18 protein-coding genes are annotated in these 16,825 nt (G+C 67.4%); 10 read left to right on the top strand and 8 right to left on the bottom strand.

What is annotated here, in order from left to right:
- Positions 1–228 precede the first annotated feature (228 nt).
- From AM590_RS11550 to AM590_RS11520, 7 genes are all read left to right on the top strand, one after another.
- The gene (locus AM590_RS11550; protein WP_058827599.1) at positions 229–1,194 is read left to right on the top strand and encodes an NADPH:quinone reductase; all 966 of its coding nucleotides are present in this window, start codon (positions 229–231) and stop codon (positions 1,192–1,194) included.
- Between the two features lie 132 nt (positions 1,195–1,326).
- Positions 1,327–2,034: an SDR family oxidoreductase gene (locus tag AM590_RS11545; RefSeq protein ID WP_058827598.1), complete on the top strand. Its 708-nt coding sequence runs from the start codon at positions 1,327–1,329 to the stop codon at positions 2,032–2,034.
- Between the two features lie 251 nt (positions 2,035–2,285).
- The gene (locus AM590_RS11540; protein ID WP_058827597.1) at positions 2,286–3,623 is read left to right on the top strand and encodes a sodium-dependent transporter; all 1,338 of its coding nucleotides are present in this window, start codon (positions 2,286–2,288) and stop codon (positions 3,621–3,623) included.
- Positions 3,624–3,795: 172 nt separating this feature from the next.
- Positions 3,796–5,214: a sodium-dependent transporter gene (locus AM590_RS11535; protein ID WP_058827596.1), complete on the top strand. Its 1,419-nt coding sequence runs from the start codon at positions 3,796–3,798 to the stop codon at positions 5,212–5,214.
- Between the two features lie 221 nt (positions 5,215–5,435).
- Positions 5,436–6,980: an acyl-CoA carboxylase subunit beta gene (locus tag AM590_RS11530; RefSeq protein WP_058827737.1), complete on the top strand. Its 1,545-nt coding sequence runs from the start codon at positions 5,436–5,438 to the stop codon at positions 6,978–6,980.
- The gene (locus AM590_RS11525) at positions 6,977–7,246 is read left to right on the top strand and encodes a hypothetical protein (RefSeq protein WP_058827595.1); all 270 of its coding nucleotides are present in this window, start codon (positions 6,977–6,979) and stop codon (positions 7,244–7,246) included. Before AM590_RS11530 ends, AM590_RS11525 begins: the two co-directional genes overlap by 4 nt.
- Before the next feature lie 63 nt (positions 7,247–7,309).
- Complete coding sequence (locus AM590_RS11520; protein WP_058827594.1) at positions 7,310–7,612, top strand: hypothetical protein; 303 nt, start codon at positions 7,310–7,312, stop codon at positions 7,610–7,612.
- Position 7,613: 1 nt separating this feature from the next.
- Here the strand turns inward: AM590_RS11520 and AM590_RS11515 are convergent, their stop codons facing one another.
- The 8 genes from AM590_RS11515 to AM590_RS20520 all read right to left on the bottom strand — a co-directional run bounded on the left by AM590_RS11515 (position 7,614) and on the right by AM590_RS20520 (position 13,351).
- Positions 7,614–8,270 (bottom strand): glycerophosphodiester phosphodiesterase family protein, encoded by a 657-nt coding sequence (locus AM590_RS11515; protein ID WP_058827593.1) that lies wholly within the window; start codon positions 8,268–8,270, stop codon positions 7,614–7,616.
- 196 nt (positions 8,271–8,466) lie between these two features.
- Positions 8,467–8,655: a 30S ribosomal protein S17e gene (locus tag AM590_RS11510; RefSeq protein WP_004042417.1), complete on the bottom strand. Its 189-nt coding sequence runs from the start codon at positions 8,653–8,655 to the stop codon at positions 8,467–8,469.
- Between the two features lie 24 nt (positions 8,656–8,679).
- A complete protein-coding gene (locus AM590_RS11505; RefSeq protein ID WP_058827736.1) occupies positions 8,680–9,348 on the bottom strand; it encodes a DUF447 domain-containing protein in 669 nt (222 codons plus the stop codon).
- A gap of 14 nt (positions 9,349–9,362) precedes the next feature.
- Positions 9,363–10,223, bottom strand: a complete 861-nt coding sequence (locus AM590_RS11500) for a triphosphoribosyl-dephospho-CoA synthase (RefSeq protein WP_058827592.1) — start codon at positions 10,221–10,223, stop codon at positions 9,363–9,365.
- Complete coding sequence (locus AM590_RS11495) at positions 10,223–11,014, bottom strand: tRNA-dihydrouridine synthase (RefSeq protein ID WP_058827591.1); 792 nt, start codon at positions 11,012–11,014, stop codon at positions 10,223–10,225. The genes AM590_RS11500 and AM590_RS11495 overlap by 1 nt, the downstream gene beginning before the upstream one ends.
- Entirely contained in the window at positions 11,014–12,006 is a 993-nt protein-coding gene (gene cofD, locus AM590_RS11490) for a 2-phospho-L-lactate transferase (RefSeq protein WP_058827590.1), read from the bottom strand. The genes AM590_RS11495 and cofD overlap by 1 nt, the downstream gene beginning before the upstream one ends.
- A gap of 105 nt (positions 12,007–12,111) precedes the next feature.
- Positions 12,112–12,372 carry a hypothetical protein gene (locus tag AM590_RS11485; RefSeq protein WP_058827589.1) on the bottom strand — a complete coding sequence of 87 codons (261 nt, stop codon included), beginning with the start codon at positions 12,370–12,372 and terminating at the stop codon, positions 12,112–12,114.
- A 229-nt stretch (positions 12,373–12,601) separates the two neighbouring features.
- Complete coding sequence (locus tag AM590_RS20520) at positions 12,602–13,351, bottom strand: hypothetical protein (RefSeq protein WP_157575462.1); 750 nt, start codon at positions 13,349–13,351, stop codon at positions 12,602–12,604.
- A gap of 267 nt (positions 13,352–13,618) precedes the next feature.
- Between AM590_RS20520 and AM590_RS11480 the strand changes: the two genes are divergently transcribed.
- From AM590_RS11480 to AM590_RS11470, 3 genes are all read left to right on the top strand, one after another.
- Entirely contained in the window at positions 13,619–14,221 is a 603-nt protein-coding gene (locus AM590_RS11480) for a hypothetical protein (protein ID WP_058827588.1), read from the top strand.
- Positions 14,222–14,323: 102 nt separating this feature from the next.
- A complete protein-coding gene (locus AM590_RS11475; protein ID WP_058827587.1) occupies positions 14,324–15,496 on the top strand; it encodes an HD domain-containing protein in 1,173 nt (390 codons plus the stop codon).
- A gap of 69 nt (positions 15,497–15,565) precedes the next feature.
- Positions 15,566–16,789 (top strand): HD domain-containing protein, encoded by a 1,224-nt coding sequence (locus tag AM590_RS11470; RefSeq protein WP_058827586.1) that lies wholly within the window; start codon positions 15,566–15,568, stop codon positions 16,787–16,789.
- Positions 16,790–16,825: the final 36 nt, after the last annotated feature.

Below are 16,825 nucleotides of genomic sequence, written 5' to 3'. Positions count from 1 at the left end.
GTTCAGAGCCGACAGGTAAAAATCGCCGGAGAGGATCACTCATAACCGAATTAATCTCAGATTTCATAATTTATCCGGGATAAAATCGAATAGGTATACAGGATACGCAGACGTACGCCTGCACGTACGTATTTGGAGGTTGAACGCGCCGAGCAAGCCGCCGTCGGTGTCGCCGCGATTCGCTCCGAGTCGTCCGAATTTATCACCCGTCCGACCCCATCGTTCGGCATGCGCGCTGTCAGATTCCACGACCACGGCGGACGCGACGTGCTCCAAGTAGACGACATCGACACGCCCGACCCGGCGGCGGATGAGGTACTCGTTGAAGTCGCGGCCGCGGGCGTCAACCCCGTCGACACGTACTTCCGCGAGGGCTCGTACCAACCCTTCGCGATGCCGATGATTCCCGGCGTCGACGTGGCCGGGACGGTCGCGGCGGTCGGGGCCGACGTCACCGGCTTCGCCGAAGGCGACCACGTCGTCGGCACCGGCATCGGCAAGGACCACTACGGTGGCTACGCCGAGTTCGCGGCCGTGCCGACCGACCGGCTCGCGGTCCTCTCGGACGACGTGGACCTCGTCGCGGCCGGCGGCGCGGGCGTCGCCGGCGTCACCGCGTGGCGCGCCCTCGTCGACCACGGCGGGATGCAACTCGGCGACACGGTGCTGATTCACGGCGGGTCCGGCGGCGTCGGTCACGCCGCGGTCCAGCTCGCCGCCGCGTCCGGGGCCCGCGTCATCGCCACCGCCGCGCCCGACTACCACGACCGGGTGGCCGAACTCGGCGCGGACGTGGTTCTCGACTACGCCCGCGACGACCTCGCCGACGCCGTCGTGGGCGCCGCGACGGGCGACGGCGTGGACCTGACGCTCGACCACCGACTCGACGACTACCTCCAGTTCGACGCCGACGTGGCCGCCCACGGCGGTCGCGTCGTCGGCATCGGAGAGAACGACCCGGAAGTTGGCTTCGACCTGTCGTCGTCGGCCCGCGGCAAGGACCTCTCGCTCACGATGATGAGCATGTTCAACACACCCGATCTCTCCGCACCCCTGCGGGAACTCGCCGGCCAGATGGGCGCGGGTGAGTTCGAAATCGACGTGGCGCGGACCTACGACCTTGACGAGGCCGCCGAGGCCCACCGCGCGGTCATGGAAGACAGCTTCCTCGGCAAACTGGTCATCACGCCCTGACCGGACCACCTCGTCGTACCCGCCGCAATCCGGGAAGGCGGTCACCGACGCGGAAGGGTGACGACGCGGCCGGTCGCCGACGGTCGCACAGCCGCGACCGAATTATGTCCAGTGCGCACGTATTGCACGGACATGGACGTGACATTCGATTTTGACGGGACCGTGGCTCTCGTGACTGGTGCGAGCGGCGCGCTCGGCGGCGCAATCGCCCGCGCGTTTCACGAGGCTGGCGCATCGGTCGCGGCCGCGGACGTGGTCGAACCCGACGACGAGGACGGCTTTTTCGAGGCCGAGGGAGTCCGATTCTACGAGGGAGACTTCACCGACGAGGACGACGTGGTGCGCGTCGTCGACGAGGTCGCCTCCGATTTCGGCCGCCTCGACCACCTCGCCAACATCGCCGGGACGTGGCGCGGCGGGACGCCCGTCGACGAGACGGAGGCGGACACCTTCGACTTCCTGTTCGACGTGAACCTCAAGACGATGTTCTTGGCGTCGAAACACGCGATTCCGCACCTCCGAGAGACCGAGGGGTCCGTCGTGAGCGTCTCGGCTCGCTCGTCGCTGGAGGGCGGCGAGGGCGACGGCGTCTACCGGGCGTCGAAGGCGGGCGTCCGCCTACTCACGGAGACCATCGCCGAGGAGAACCGCGGCGTCGTGCGCGCGAACGCGGTCATGCCGAGCGTCATCGACACCCCGATGAACCGGGAGATGATGGCCGACGCCGACTTCGACACGTGGGTGAAACCCGAGGAAATCGCCCGGACCGTGCTCGCGCTCTGTTCGGACGCGACCCCCGTGACGAGCGGCGCGGCCGTCCCGGTGTACGGCGAGGCCTGAGTACCCTGTTTCGTGGCAACATTCGCCACGAGAAGGTATGACATTCGTTGTGGTGCGCACGAATTTTTACGCGGTGCGCAAGGGATTCACGAACACGACAATCGTTAGAAAAATGAGGCTAATCGAGGTCTGAATTCGGACGAACGTGCCACATCCTACAGTTGGTTGGAGAATTATGTCGATTTTCGCTCCGATATGCGACGGCATACCGCGTCATTTATCACACCCACATCGGCAACAGGGTGATAGACATGACCGAACGTGAAACGTGGGCAACCAGGGCAGGGTTCATCCTCGCGGCCGTCGGCAGCGCGGTCGGCCTCGGGAACATCTGGCAGTTCCCGTTCAAGACCGCTCAGTTCGGCGGTGCCTCCTTCCTGATCGTCTACATCATCGCGGCGCTCGGCATCGGCCTCCCGGCCATCCTCGCCGAGTTCGTCATCGGACGCAAGACCAACCTGAACACCATCAACGCCTTCGAGAAACTCGGCTACAAGGAGTGGCGCATCGTCGGCGCTATCGGCCTGTTCACCGGGTTCTGGATTCTGTCGTACTACAGCGTCGTCGGCGGCTGGGTCCTCCGGTACATCGGCGGCAGCCTGACCGGCGCGTACTTCGCCGCCCCGGCAGAGTACTTCGGACAGGTGTCCGCCGGGATGGACGCGCTCGCGCTCCACGCCGTGTTCATGGCGCTCGTCGTCGGCATCGTCGCCGCCGGCATCGAAGACGGCATCGAGAAGGCGACGAAACTGATGGTTCCGAGCATCGTCGTCATCCTCGGCGTGCTCGCGGCCTTTGCCTTCACGCTCCCCGGCGCGTCGGAGGGTTACGCGTACTTCCTCTCGCCCGACTTCAACGCGCTCACGGAGAACTTCGCCGACATCGTCCCCTTCGCAGTCGGACAGGCGTTCTTCTCGCTGTCGCTCGGTATGGGCGCGATGATAACCTACGCCTCCTACATCGACGGCGACCAGAGCCTGTTCGGCGACGGTATCACCATCGTCTTCCTGAACAGTTTCGTCGGCATCCTCGCCGGTCTCGTCGTCCTCCCGCTCCTGTTCGCCCAGGGAATCGACCCCAACACGAGCGGCGCGGGTGCGGTGTTCATCAGCGTCGCCGGCGCGTTCGCCGACATCCCCGGTGGCCAGATAATCGGCCTCGTCTTCTTCGTGGTCGTGCTCATCGCGGCGCTCTCGTCTGCGATTAGCCTCCTCGAAGTCGTCGTCTCGTGGTCCATCGACAACTACGACGTCTCCCGCCCGCAGATGGCGGTCGGTCTCGGCGGCGTCATCTTCCTGCTCGGCGTCCCGTCGGCAATCGACACCGCGTGGCTCGGCTGGTTCGACACGCTCGCCTACAAACTGCTCCTTCCGCTTTCGGTCCTCGGCATCCTCGTCTTCGCGGCGTGGGTCTACGGCGCGCCCGCCATCGAGGAGTTGATGAAGGGCAGCGGACTCGGTGACGGCGTCGGCCTGACGTGGCTCTGGTTGGTCCGCACGCTCGTCATCGTCGCCGTCGTGGCGACGCTCGCCCTCGGGCTCCAGACGTTGTTCCTCGGCGAGAGCCCGGCTATCGTTCCGCCCCTCTGAGGCGGCGACCGGCCCCGCTTTTCGAGCGGTTAGGAATCATCGGTAGCGACGCATTTCCTCCGACTATTCGACAGCAATTTTCACGCGTAGACCACTCAAAACCGTTAAATTTCTCCGATGACGTATCGTCGGTCCGAAAGCCCTTTTACCGGTGGACTGGCAATGGGTGTCAATGACACGAGAAACATGGGCAACACGGCTCGGGTTCATCCTCGCGGCCGTCGGCAGCGCGGTCGGCCTCGGGAACATCTGGCGGTTCCCGTGGCAGACCGCCGAAAACGGCGGCAGCGCGTTCCTCGTCGTATATCTCGGTATCGTTCTCCTCGTCGGCGTCCCCGGTCTGCTCGGCGAGTTCGTCATCGGTCGCCGGGCGAAGAAGTCGCCGGTCGGCGCGCTCCGGGACCTCTCGGGGTCGAAAACGTGGGGTGTCGTCGGCGCGTTCTCGGTCGTCACCGGCATCTCGCTGCTCTCGTTCTACAGCGTCGTCGGCGGGTGGATTATCCGGTATCTCCTCGAAAGCGGGGCCGCGGTCGTCGGCGGAAACCCCGCGTACTTCACGAATCCGGGCCAGTACTTCGGCGGCGTTTCCGCCGGCGTCGACGCCGCGCTCTACCACCTCCTGTTTCTCGGACTGACTGCGCTCATCGTCTTCGCGGGCGTCCGCAAGGGCATCGAACTCGGCACGAAGGTCATGATGCCCGCCGTGCTCATCCTGCTCGCCGGTCTCGCCGCCTGGGCCGCGACCCAGCCGAACGCGGCCGCCGGCTACACCTTCTTCCTCCGGTTCGACCCCTCGGTCATCACCGAGAACTTCTTCGCCATCCTCGGCCCCGCCGCCGGACAGGCGCTGTTTACCCTCTCGCTCGGCGCGGGCACGATGATCACCTACTCCTCGTACCTCGACGAGGACCGCTCGCTTCCCTTCGACGGGAGCGCCATCGCCGTCCTCAACACGAGCGTCGGCGTCATCACCGGTCTCGTCGTCTTCCCGCTTCTGTTCTCGCAGGGAATCAATCCGACTGAGACCGGCACCGGGCCGGGCGCGCTGTTCGTCGGCCTCGCTGGGGCGTTCTCGCAACTCCCCGCGGGGACGCTCATCGCCACCGCGTTCTTCGCCGTCGTGACGCTCGCGGCGCTGTCGAGTTCCATCAGCATGCTCGAAATCCCCGTCGCGTTCCTCGTCGACGAGTACGGCGTCTCACGCAGGCGCGCCGTCGTCGGGATGACCGCGCTCGTCGCCGTCACCGGCACCGTCTGCGCGTTCAACCCGGGCATCTTCGGCTTCGTCGCCGGCCCGCTCGTGAACGTCCTCCTGACCGCCGGCCTCGCCGCATTCCTCCTGTTCGTCGGCTGGGTCATGGGCCGCGAGGCGCTCGAGGAGTTCGCCGCCGGCGCGGGTGAGTTCTCGAAGTCCCTCGGTACGCCGTGGCTCTTCGCCGTCGGGGTCGTCCTCCCGCTGTTCCTCGTCTTCACGCTCCTCACGCACTTCGGCGTGGACACGACCATCGGCTTCTGGCCGACCGTCGGCGTCGCCGTCGTCGCGTCTGCCGCGGCGTTCTTCGGTCTTCGGCAGCCCAACTCAGTCGTCTGAGCGGCGACCATCCCGCCGCGTTCGACGCACTGACTCGACTTCGTCCTCCGTTTTGGGCCGACTCGACCGCGAGACGCGGCCCGCGCCCCCGCCAACAACCATGATGATTGTTCCACCTATTCTTCGACAACTGTCGAAGTAAGGGTTGCCGGATTGCGGAACTCCTTTGACCGAGGACTGCGGACCGTTGCTCCAATGAGCGAAGGTGGTCTGGCATGACGATGGAAGACCGGATCGACGAACTCCGCGAGAAGCGCGAGGAAGCCCTGAAAGGCGGCGGTGAGGACCGAATCGCCTCCCAGCACGACAAGGGCAAGATGACCGCCCGCGAGCGCATCGACTACTTCCTCGACGACGGCACCTTCCGCGAGTTCGACCAGTTCCGGACCCACCGCAACCACAAGTTCGGGATGGAGGAGACGAAGCTCCCCGGCGACGGCGTCATCACCGGCTACGGCGAGGTCGACGGCCGGACCGTCTTCGTCTTCGCCCACGACTTCACCGTCTTCGGCGGCTCGCTCGGCGAGGTGTTCGCCGAGAAGGTCTGCAAGGTGATGGACAAGGCGATGGAGGTCGGTGCACCCGTCGTCGGTCTCAACGACTCCGCCGGCGCGCGGATTCAAGAGGGCGTCCAGTCGCTCGGCGGCTTCGGCGAAATCTTCCGCCGCAACACCGAGGCGTCCGGCGTCATCCCGCAGATTTCGGCCATCATGGGCCCCTGCGCGGGCGGCGCGGTGTACTCCCCCGCGCTGACGGACTTCACCTTCATGGTCCGCGACACGAGCCACATGTTCATCACCGGCCCGGACGTCATTAAGACGGTCACGGGCGAGGAGGTCACTTTCGACGAACTCGGCGGCGCGACGACCCACACCTCGACGAGCGGGGTCGCCCACTTCGCCACCGACACCGAAGAACAGGCGCTCGACGACATCCGACACCTGCTTTCGTACCTCCCGCAGAACAACGTCGAAGACCCCCCGCGCGTCGAGCCGTGGGACGACCCCGAGCGCGTCGACGACGACCTCGCCGAGGTCGTGCCCGACCAGCCGCGAAAGCCCTACGACATCCACGACGTGCTCGACGGCGTTCTCGACGAGGGCTCCTTCTTCGGCGTCCAGGAGGACTTCGCGAAGAACATCGTCGTCGGCTTCGGTCGCCTCGACGGCCGTTCGGTCGGCATCGTCGCCAACCAGCCCCGCGTGAACGCCGGCACCCTCGACATCGAGGCCTCCGAGAAGGGCGCGCGCTTCATCCGCTTTTGCGACTCGTTCAACATTCCTATCCTCTCGTTCGTGGACGTGCCCGGCTTCCTGCCCGGCACGGACCAAGAGCACAACGGCATCATCCGCCACGGCGCGAAGCTCCTCTATGCCTACTCCGAGGCGACGGTCCCCCTCATGACCGTCATCACGCGCAAGGCCTACGGCGGCGCGTACGACGTGATGGCCTCGAAGCACCTCGGCGCGGACGTGAACTACGCGTGGCCGACCGCCGAAATCGCCGTGATGGGCCCGCAGGGCGCGGTCAATATCCTCTACCGCGACGAACTCGACGCCGCGGACGACCCCGACGCCCGCCGCGACGAGCTCATCGAGGAGTACCGCGAGGAGTTCGCCAACCCCTACACCGCCGCGGACCGCGGCTTCATCGACGACGTCATCGAACCCGGCGAGACCCGCGAACGACTCATCTCCGACCTCCGGATGCTGAACTCCAAGCGCAAGTCGCAACCCGACAAGAAACACGGCAACATCCCGCTATGAGCGGGGAGCTGCTGTCGGGGCTGTCGATTCCGGACGACGCCGACGCCGAGGAGGCCGCGGCCATCGCCGCCGCCGTCGGCGCGCACCTCCACGACCAGTCGGTCGCCGCGGCCGCCGCAGCCGCCGCCGACGGCGAGGAGACGTGGAACGAAAACCGCTGGCGGTACGCCGGCCGCCTCGAATCGGTCACCGGCTGTGGCCGTCGCGTCCCCTCCGGCGCGCCGACCGACGCGTGGGCCGCCTCGGGCCGCGTCGACCGGTTCTGAGTCGGGGGCCTGCGGGTTCACGACAGAACAGTTACACTCTCGTCCGACGTCAGTCGGTCCAACATGGTCCACTCCGCGCTCGTCTGGCTGTTTTTCAACGCCGTTTTCGCCGGCTTTGCCGCCGTCGCTGTCGCGGCACACTACGCCGACGAGGGCGAACCGGACTTAGTCTCCGCGGCGCTCGCCGCCGTCTTCGCCGGGGCCTGCGTCGAACTCGGGATGGCGAACGGCTACCTCCCTGACGGCGTTCTTCCGACCGCCGTTGTCGGGGTCTGCATCGTCGTCGCGCTCATTTCGCTCGCGTTCGGCGTACAACGGGACCAGACGGCGTTTCAGGCGTTCCGCGGCGGCGCTCGGACTCGGTAGTTCACTCCGCGAGTGCTGGGTCGTCGACGACCACGCCGTCGACGCCGTACTCTCGGAGTCGCCGCGCGACCTCGCGGTCGGGAACCGTCCACGCGTTGACCTCGAAGCCGCGGTCGTGCGCCTCCTCGACCCGCGCCGACGAGAGCAGGTCGTAGTGCGGGTGGACGGCCGCACAGTCGAGGTCGGCGGCGACCGACAGCGACGCCGCCCAGTCGGTCGCGAAGAGGAAGGCGACCGGGAGCGCGGTCGTCTCGCGCACCTCGCGGAGCGCCTCGGCGTCGAACGACGAGACGAGTACTTCGTTTCCCGCGTCGGCGACGACGGCCGCGAGGTCGGCGGCGAGGCCGGCCTCTTTCAGTTCGACGTTGACCGCGACGCGGTCCGGCAGGGCGTCGAACACCGCCGCGAGCGTCGGAACCGACTCGTCGGAGTCGCCGATTGTGAGTTCCTGGAGGTCCGCGAGGCTCGTCTCGGCGACACGGCCGGCCGCGTCGGTCAGGCGGTCGAGCGTCTCGTCGTGGAAGACGACGAGTTCGCCGGAGCCACAGCGTCGGACGTCGAGTTCGACCCAGTCGAGTCGCGTCGCGGCCGCCTCGAAGGCTGCGAGCGTGTTTTCGGGGGCGAGGGCGGGACAGCCGCGGTGACCGATGACGCGCATGTCGGAGCATCGCGGGAGCGCGGACTAAACGCTTCCTCCGGACCGGTCGGAAGCGGTGGAAAGCGGTCTGTACGGGTATGGTTTACTGGGGACCGAAACTGCGGGCGTCGCATGCGTGCGTCGCGCGCGGCCCGGCGCGGCCGCTCCGCGCGGGCTGGAGAAGATGTGTTCGCAGAGAGAATCGACTGACTCGAACTTACGCGCCCTGACCGCCCTTCTTGCGCGTGATGTAGCCGGCGATGCGGTTGCGGACGCCCTTCGACTCGACCGTGGTCAGTTCCTCGACGCTGTCCTTGTTCGTCTCGAAGTCCGTGTTGAACGCCTGCGGGTATCGCTCCAGCAGGATGTTACCAAGCTGCTTGACGTACTTGGGCTTGATTGCCATGTCGGAAGATTCCCCGGACGAACACTAAAACGATTCGTTCCGTCTCGCGGCCGCCCGCTCGCGCCAGCCCGTCAACTCGTCGATTCGCGCGAACGCCTCGCGCTCTCTTTCCCCGCCGCATTTCTCGACCGTCTCGGCGAAGTAGTCGAGTCGATCCAGCAGGTCGTCGGTGTCGAAGGAGGGCACGTCGAGGCGCGAGGCGGCCACCGTCGCGTCGATGACCGCGCCGAAGCCGCGATTGATAGTGAACGGCCGGGTCCGCTCGACCGCGGCGTCGACGGGCCGGAGTTCCCACGTCTCCCACTCAGTCCCGCCATCCTCGCCGGAACTGACCGGCGTCGCCTCGACTTCGGCCCACGCGTCGGCCGAATCGAGGACCGGCGAGTCCCGTTCGTAGATGGTCATCGCGGCCTCGACGAACGCCCGCGGGTCGGAGACGAACTGAATGACGCCGCCGCCCTGTCGATGGAAGTTCCGGCGGGTTCGGGTGTTTCCCCACGTCGTCGCGGTCGACGGCGGTGGCGAACCGGAAGACACGTCGGCGGGAGCGTCGTCAGCCTCCGGCGCGTGGACCCCGAGCGCAGCGAAGTTCCACCGGTCGTTCGGCCCGAGCGTGGCGACGACTGTCTCGGTGACGCCGCGGAGTTCGACGGGCCAGCCGTCGCGGTCGCCGGCGCGACGCCCCGCGTCCATCGTCTCGTCGTCGCTCACAGCGGGACCCCCCGCTCCAGCGCGACGAACGTCGCCGCGCAGACGATGTCGGCGGTCGTGCCGGGGTTGATTCCCTCAGCGACGAACTCGTCGGCCAGTTCCTCGGCTTCGTCGAGGTCGGAGACCGCGGCCGCGCGGTCCATCACGTCGCGGGCGACGGCCTCGCCGTGGTTCGTCGCGACGAGCGTGTCCGGTTCCTCCGCGAGGAGGTCGAGAAACGCGCGAGCGACGCGGTCGGTGACGGGGCCGTCGTCGGCGAGGATGGCCTCAGCCGCGCGGAAGGTCCGGGTGAAGCCGCCGGTCCACTCGCGGGCGTTGGCGTCGCGCTCGGCGCTCAGGTCCATCACGTCGTACAGCGTGAACCCGCGCTCTCGGAGCGCGTCGGCAGCGTCGCCGCCGCGCCGAACGTCGAGGTCCGGCGCGTCCTCGGGCACGTCGCCGACGGCCACCTCGACGTGTTCGAACGCGCGGTAGAACCCGACCGCGTCGGCGACGGTGGTCGATTCGACCACGGCGGTCGCGCCGGCGGGCGAGAGGTCGCGGTCGTCTTCGGCCGCCGCCCGGACGAGCGGGACGAGAAGCAGGAGACAGCCGAACTGCGTGTTCCCGCCGCCCTGTCGGCTCATGCCGGCGACCGCCTCCTCGAACGCCTCGCCGACCGGCGCGCCCGACGCCGCCAGTTCGAGACCGGCCGCGGAGCCGACAGCGCCGGTCAGGAAGTGTTCGAAGTGCAGGTCCGAGAGGTCGCGGCGGCGGTCGACGTTCCCCGGCTTGGGCGTGCCGGCGACTTCGAGCAGGAGCGCGAGTTCGGCGTGCCGCGCAGGGTCGAACCCCCGGTCGGAGACGGGCGCGACCATCAGGCGGACACCCCGCTCTCGTCGCCCAACTCGGCGTCGCTCTCGCGCCCGGCGAACCAGTCGTCAACGGCGGTTCTGACCCGGCGGAGGACCGTCGGGTTGTCGCTCGGCCGCCCGACGCTCACCGCGTCGGCCCCGTAGTCGAGGTACTCGGTCGCCGTCTCGCGGTCGCGAACGCCGTTGTTGGCGACGAGAAAGAGGTCGGGCGCGGCGGCGGCCACGTCGGCAATCGCGGCCTCGGAGTCCATCGCGTCGACGTGGAGCCAGTCGGCTCCCGCGTCGGCGAGCGCGACCGCGAGGTTCGGGAGGTCCACGCCGTCGATTTCGGCGCGGACTTTCGCGCCGACCGGCGCGTCGGATTCGGCGGCCGCCGCGACGTACGCGGCCAGTCGGTCGGTGTCGCGCAGGAGCGTCTCGCCGCAACCGACGGCGCAGAGTTCGTCCTGTCGGCAGTGGGCGTTTATCTCCACGCCTGCGCCGCGGTCGGCGCAGACGGCCGCGACCTCCCGAATCGGGTCGGGCGAGGTTGCCCGGACGTTGACGGCGACGAAGCGGTCTTTGCCGTCGAATCCGGCGAGTGAGTCGAGTTGGTCGGAGACGAAGGCGACCGGGTCGTCGGCGAGGAACTCCGAGCGCCCGCGGGCGACGAGCTCGCGGGCCGCCGCCTGCGAGGCGTCGTCGAGGGCGACGCCGCCGATGAACGCCGCGCCGACGTGGGGTGCCGCGGCGTCCGCCCACGCGGCGTCGGACTCGCCGCTGAGGCTCGCAACGGCGACCCGCGGGGCGAACATCACGACACCTCCGCGAGCGCCTCGGAAACGGCGCGGGCGACGCGCTCGGCGTCTTCCGGGCCGTCGATTCGGGTGTCGGTTCGGACGACCGGCCGGTCGAGGTCGGTGCTGTCGGCCGTATCGAGGACGAACGCGTCGGCGAAGGGGTAGGCCTCGGCGACGCCCGCGGTCGAGGGGTCGTAGCCGACGCCCGCCATGAGGTCCGCGGCGGGGCCGGAGAACACGGTGTCCTCCACGAACGGCGAGACGGCGACAACCGGCGTGTCGGCGAGGGCGTCCGCGAAGCCGTCGACGGCGAGCATCGGGCCGATGCTCGTGACGGGGTTCGAGGGGCCGACGACGACCGGTTCTGCGAGTGCGTCGGCGACTTCGTCGGTGATGGCGGCGTCGTCAGCGCCGCGGAACTCCACGTCGCGGACGGCGGGGTCGGCGCGGCGGTGGACCCAGTACTCCTGGAAGTGCATCGTCCCTTCGTCGGTGTGAATCAGGGTCGCCACGGGGTCGTCGCTCATCGGGAGGAGCGACACGTCGAGGTCGAAGGCGTCGGCGAGGGTCCGAGTGACTTCGGTGAGCGAGTTCCCCTCGTCGAGCAACGAGGTGCGGGTGATGTGGACCGCGCGGTCGCGGTCGCCGATTTCCATGAACTCCGCGACGCCGGAGAAGCGCCGCCAGCGGGCGATGTCGCGGCCGGCGGTCTGGGCCGACTCGGGGAGGTAGCGCGGACCGGATTCGAGGCCGGCCGCGTCAGCGAGGCGGTGGAGTTCGTCGTCGGTCGCGGTAGTGTCGTCGGCGATTCCCCACCAGCGGTCGGTGTCGAGGACGCCGCCGCCGGCGAAGAGGACGGTGTCCACGTCGGGACAGACGAGGTGGCCGCCGAGTTCCACGTCGTCGCCGGTGTTGGCGACGACGGTCGTCTCGGCGGGGTCGAACACCCCGGCGGCCCCGTCGAGGAGTTTGGGGGTGCCCGTGCCCCCGGCGAGGAAGGTGACCATGATGCGCCGTAGGACGAGTGTCCGTTTGAAAGTTCCTTCACCGGAGACGCCGGCCGGTCGCGGGTCGCGAGGGCGAGACAGCCGCGTAGACCGACGAAGCCCTCGTCAGGGACCGCCGCGATAGGCCACCGACACGTCGAACTCCGAGGGCATCACCTGTCCGGCGACCGCCTTCCTGACGAAATAGCCCGAGAAGCCGGTTATCAGCGCCGCCCCGAGGCCGGACATGACGAACATCACGCGCCCGGCGGTCGCGCCGGTCAAGACGCTCCTCACGACCCAGTAGCCCGCGAAAGCCACGGAGAGACAGGCGAAGCCGAGGAGCGCGTAGCCGACGGCGTTTCCGAGGACTGACCGGAGACTCATATCGGCGTCTCGTCGCCCCCGCGTGAAACGGTTTGTGGGCGGTCGAACCACCGCCACCATCGTGCGACAGGAACTTCGTTGAACTCCCCAGAACCCGACAGAACCGGCGTGCTGAATAGAGAGGATGTGGTCAGCACGACGCTATCCTCGTTCCACCGCTGCTGGTCAGAACCACCCCGCTCAACCCCACCTGAACTCAAGAACAGCCTCTTCGAGAATCACCCATCTATCAGTCGACGTAATTCACTTCGAAATGTGACACAACACGGGGAAGCAGTATGACACCGAAAAACGGAGCGAAGAACTCTAAAATCAGTTCAAGCAGTCCTTCGGCCCTTGTTGACTGCGTGTAACCATCGTATACGACCCGGTGATAGGTACCGTCAGCAAGTCGAACCGGCGTGTTCGGAACGTCGACACGAGCGTGCGTAGAGTGTGTGCCCGATTCTGCCGCTGCACGAACGGTCGGTGAAACGTGGGCCACATTTAGTGAGATAGATCGGAGCACGTCCTCACGAGGAACTGGTCTGAGTCCGAGGTCAAGCCGGTATGGATATTTTCCGTTCTCCGTGACAGACCGGTTTGGGACATATCTTGTTTCGTATGTTTGGCCGTCGATGAGAACATAGTGATACCGCTCGTGACCAAAATGTGGCGGTTCCCAGTCGGGGTTAGTCGTATATCGCTTCGTGGGGACTGTTGAGTTTAGTGTGACGCGTTCTAGTGCACAGATTCGACTCATGCTAAACGGACCACACCCAAGGTCTTCGCTGAGTCGATGATTCATTGCTGGAAAAGAGTCGTCCACGTACGCAAGCCCCGTCTCGTTGTCGATGACGACCTCGTAGCTCTCGTATTGATGGTTCCGTTCGCCGATATGGAATAGTGACGACCACAACGGACCACCCACCATCATGAGTACAACCACTCCGATTAGGACCATCCGTCGAGAAGGGGTGAAGAATTGCTTAGAGGGCATTAATCAAATGATAATTAGTTGTCATATAAATCTTCGCAACTCGCTGCCATAATCTTCCACCCTGAGTGCCCGGTAGAGCCAAACCACAGAGAAGAGCGGAACTTGGACTTTGTTAGGTAGCATTCAACCGGACCGACTTGCTCTCTGGATTCAGCACAGTCTCGACAAGCTATCACCAGCTGAGGTTTTCAACAGAGTCCGACGAGACGGACCACCGACAACACGCGTCACAGAACGGCTATCGCCGCCGCGAGACGAATATGCCCCATGGACTTGTCCCCTCGAACCGCGGTCGTGGTCGCACTCGTGCTCGTCGTCGTGGCCGTCTCCGGCGGCCTGCTCGCCCTCGATTTCGAGGCGGCGAGCTACGAGACGACGGCCTCCGCGACCGCCGCGTCGGGCGGGTCGAACCTCGATTCGCTCCCGCCGATTACCGAGGGTGTCCTCGTGGTCGACGCGCCGGAGGCCGTCCGCGACGACCTCACGGCCGCCCTCGTCGCGTCGTTCGCGGAACGGGGCGTGGCCCTCGAACCGGCCGACGCCCGCGAGGGGGACGCCGAGGGCCCGGTCGTGGTCGTCGTCGTTGACGAGTGGGACTCGCGCTGGAATCCGGTCGCCCCCTCCGGGTCGGTGACGTGGCGCGCGGCGTTCGACGCGGGCGGTCACGAGAGACACGTCGATGCGGCGCTGTCGGGTGACCCACTCGTCTTCGAGTCCACCGACGGTCCTGACCTCGCCGGCTCGGTCGAAGCGTCGGTCGAGAGCGCCGGAACCGGGGTCGTCAGCCGACCCGCCTACCGCGCCCACCTCGTCGGCGTCGTCGCCGACGCGACCGCAGAGCAGGTCGTCGGACAGTTCTCCCAGCGGTGAAGCGGGGCGGCAGAGAGGGACCCGCGGTCGTGCGGCCGGCCACCTCGCCCCCACGACGACCCGAATGCTCGGCTATTTGACTCCTCTCGTGCAACACCCGCTATGACCGCCGTCAAGGACAGCGTCCACGACTACATCTCGCTCGACCCCGTGGCCGCCGAACTCGTCGATACGCCCGCCTTCCAGCGGCTTCGACACATCAAACAGCTCTCGACGGTCCGGCTCGTCTACCCCTCCGCGAGCCACACGCGGTTCGAACACAGCCTCGGCGTCTACCACCTCGCCTCCCGCGCCCTCTCGCATCTCGGCGTCGACGGCGACCGCGCCGCTCACGTCCGCGCCGCCGCGCTCCTCCACGACATCGGCCACGGACCCTACGGCCATCAGACCGAGGACCTCATCCGCCGGCGCACCGGCCGCGACCACGACGAGATTCACCACTTACTCGACGGGACCGAGGTCGGCGAAGTCCTGACCGATCACGGGCTCGACCCCGACCGCGTCGCCGACATGGTCGACGGTGCAGGCGGCCTCGGGCAGTTGGTTTCGGGCGAGTTGGACGTGGACCGGATGGACTACCTCGTCCGCGACGCCCACCACACCGGCGTCCCTTACGGCACCATCGACCACGGCCGCCTCGTCCGCGAACTCCGGTATCGGGACGGCGAACTCGTATTGGCCGAGGGGAACGTCCAGACCGCCGAATCTCTGCTTCTCGCCCGGGCGCTGATGAACGCGACCGTCTACCGCCACCACGTCTCCCGCATCGCGGGCGCGATGCTCGAACGTGCCTCCGAGCGCCTCGTCGACGACGGCGTGCCAATCGAGGAGTTCGTCCGGATGGCCGACCACGACCTGCTCGTCGCCCTCGGCGAGCGCGTGCCCGACCTCGGCCGCCGAATCGAGCGCCGCGACCTCTACAAGCGGGCCGTCTGGGCCCCCATCGACGCCGTGCCGACCGACGTGGTCGAACTCGACCCCGAGGCGACGCGGGCGGCCGAGCGGGACATCGCCGGCGCCGCCGACGTGTCAGCCGAGTCAGTCATCGTGGACGCGCCGTCGCGGCCGCGAATCAAGGAGTCGCGGTCGCGCGTCGTCGTCAACGGCGTCGTCCGACGGCTCGAAGACGCCTCCGAACTCGTTGGCGCACTCCGGTCGGCCGAGCGGACGCAGTGGCGACTCGGCGTCTACGCGCCCGAGGCCGTCCGCGACGAGGTGGCCGCGGCCGCCGTGGACGTGCTCGGGCTTCCGGTGCGCGTGACGACCCCGGTCTGAGGCGCGGGGAGCGCCGGAGACACACCACCGTCCGACCCTTTTTCACCGATGGCGGCCGATTCACCCACAATGACGACCATCAAGGACAGCGTCCACGACCACATCGAGGTCGAGGGCGCGGCCGAAGCCCTCCTCGATACGCCGGAGATGCAGCGACTCCGGCGCATCAAGCAGTTGGGAACCGTCCAACTGGTCTACCCTTCGGCGAACCACACGCGGTTCGAACACAGCCTCGGCGTCTACCACCTCGCCTCTCGCGCCCTCTCGCATCTCGGCATCGAAGGCGACGCCGCCGCTCACGTCGAGGCCGCGGCGCTCCTCCACGACGTGGGCCACGGTCCCTATAGCCACAATATCGAGGACGTGACCCACCGTCACACCGGCAAGTACCACGACGACGTGGAGGGACTCGTCGCCCGCGGAACCGTCGGCGAGACGCTGGAGGCCGAAGGGTTAGACCCCGAGCGCGTGGCCGCCTTGGTCGAGGGGGACGGCGAGTTCGGCCAACTCGTCTCCGGGGAGTTGGACGTAGACCGGATGGACTACCTCGTCCGCGACGCCCACCACACCGGCGTCCCCTACGGCACCATCGACCACGAGCGCCTGATTCGGGAACTGACGTTCGTCGACGGCGAGCTGGTCCTCGCGGAGGGGAACGTCCAGACCGCCGAATCGCTCCTGCTCGCCCGCGCGCTCATGAACCCGACAGTCTACCAGCACCACGTCGCACGCATCTCGAAGGCGATGCTCCGGCGCGCGTCGGAGCGACTGCTCGAGGAACCCGACATCGACGCCGAGGAACTCCGTCGAATGGACGACCCCGACCTGCTCGTCGCGCTCAAACTCACCGACTCGACGAGCGCCTTCGCCGAGCGGCTGGCCACCCGCGACCTCTACAAGCGTGCCGTCTGGGCGGAGTTGCCGAACGTCCCCGACTCGATTATCGACGCCGAACACGACGCGCTCGCGGCGTTCGAGCGGGACATCGCCGACGCCGCCGACGTGTCGCCCGAGTCGGTCATCCTCGACGTTCCCTCGCGCCCGTCGATGACCGAGTCGTCGTCGCGGGTGATGGTCAACGGCGAGATTCGGCAGTTGGAGCGCGAGTCGCCGCTCGTGCAGGCGCTCCGGACCGCACAGGAACAGCAGTGGCGACTCGGCGTCTACGCCCCGCGCGAGGAGACAGAGCGGGTCGGCCGCGCGGCCGCCGACGTGCTCGGCCTCGACGTGGACGGCGCGCTCGTCGCCGAGGTCAGAAGCGGCCTCAACGCGACGCTCGACGAGTTCGAGTAGCCGCTGTCCCGAGACGGGAGGTTCAAGCACCGCCGA

Source organism: Haloferax sp. Q22 (assembly GCF_001482285.1).
Classification (GTDB): Archaea; Halobacteriota; Halobacteria; order Halobacteriales; family Haloferacaceae; genus Haloferax.
Note: the sequence above shows the minus strand (reverse complement) of the source record. Positions and strands in the feature narration are given on the sequence as shown.

What these genes read in the sequence shown, in the direction of transcription:
- AM590_RS11480 (WP_058827588.1), top strand. Translation starts at nt 13,619, where the DNA reads ATGGACTTGTCCCCTCGAACCGCGGTCGTGGTCGCACTCGTGCTCGTC.
- AM590_RS11535 (WP_058827596.1), top strand. Translation starts at nt 3,796, where the DNA reads ATGACACGAGAAACATGGGCAACACGGCTCGGGTTCATCCTCGCGGCC.
- AM590_RS11495 (WP_058827591.1), bottom strand. Translation starts at nt 11,014, where the DNA reads ATGTTCGCCCCGCGGGTCGCCGTTGCGAGCCTCAGCGGCGAGTCCGAC.
- AM590_RS11475 (WP_058827587.1), top strand. Translation starts at nt 14,324, where the DNA reads ATGACCGCCGTCAAGGACAGCGTCCACGACTACATCTCGCTCGACCCC.
- AM590_RS11485 (WP_058827589.1), bottom strand. Translation starts at nt 12,372, where the DNA reads ATGAGTCTCCGGTCAGTCCTCGGAAACGCCGTCGGCTACGCGCTCCTC.
- AM590_RS11540 (WP_058827597.1), top strand. Translation starts at nt 2,286, where the DNA reads ATGACCGAACGTGAAACGTGGGCAACCAGGGCAGGGTTCATCCTCGCG.
- AM590_RS11500 (WP_058827592.1), bottom strand. Translation starts at nt 10,223, where the DNA reads ATGGTCGCGCCCGTCTCCGACCGGGGGTTCGACCCTGCGCGGCACGCC.
- AM590_RS11515 (WP_058827593.1), bottom strand. Translation starts at nt 8,270, where the DNA reads ATGCGCGTCATCGGTCACCGCGGCTGTCCCGCCCTCGCCCCCGAAAAC.
- AM590_RS11520 (WP_058827594.1), top strand. Translation starts at nt 7,310, where the DNA reads ATGGTCCACTCCGCGCTCGTCTGGCTGTTTTTCAACGCCGTTTTCGCC.
- AM590_RS11510 (WP_004042417.1), bottom strand. Translation starts at nt 8,655, where the DNA reads ATGGCAATCAAGCCCAAGTACGTCAAGCAGCTTGGTAACATCCTGCTG.
- AM590_RS11545 (WP_058827598.1), top strand. Translation starts at nt 1,327, where the DNA reads ATGGACGTGACATTCGATTTTGACGGGACCGTGGCTCTCGTGACTGGT.
- AM590_RS20520 (WP_157575462.1), bottom strand. Translation starts at nt 13,351, where the DNA reads ATGCCCTCTAAGCAATTCTTCACCCCTTCTCGACGGATGGTCCTAATC.
- AM590_RS11550 (WP_058827599.1), top strand. Translation starts at nt 229, where the DNA reads ATGCGCGCTGTCAGATTCCACGACCACGGCGGACGCGACGTGCTCCAA.
- AM590_RS11505 (WP_058827736.1), bottom strand. Translation starts at nt 9,348, where the DNA reads ATGGACGCGGGGCGTCGCGCCGGCGACCGCGACGGCTGGCCCGTCGAA.
- cofD (WP_058827590.1), bottom strand. Translation starts at nt 12,006, where the DNA reads ATGGTCACCTTCCTCGCCGGGGGCACGGGCACCCCCAAACTCCTCGAC.
- AM590_RS11470 (WP_058827586.1), top strand. Translation starts at nt 15,566, where the DNA reads ATGACGACCATCAAGGACAGCGTCCACGACCACATCGAGGTCGAGGGC.
- AM590_RS11530 (WP_058827737.1), top strand. Translation starts at nt 5,436, where the DNA reads ATGGAAGACCGGATCGACGAACTCCGCGAGAAGCGCGAGGAAGCCCTG.
- AM590_RS11525 (WP_058827595.1), top strand. Translation starts at nt 6,977, where the DNA reads ATGAGCGGGGAGCTGCTGTCGGGGCTGTCGATTCCGGACGACGCCGAC.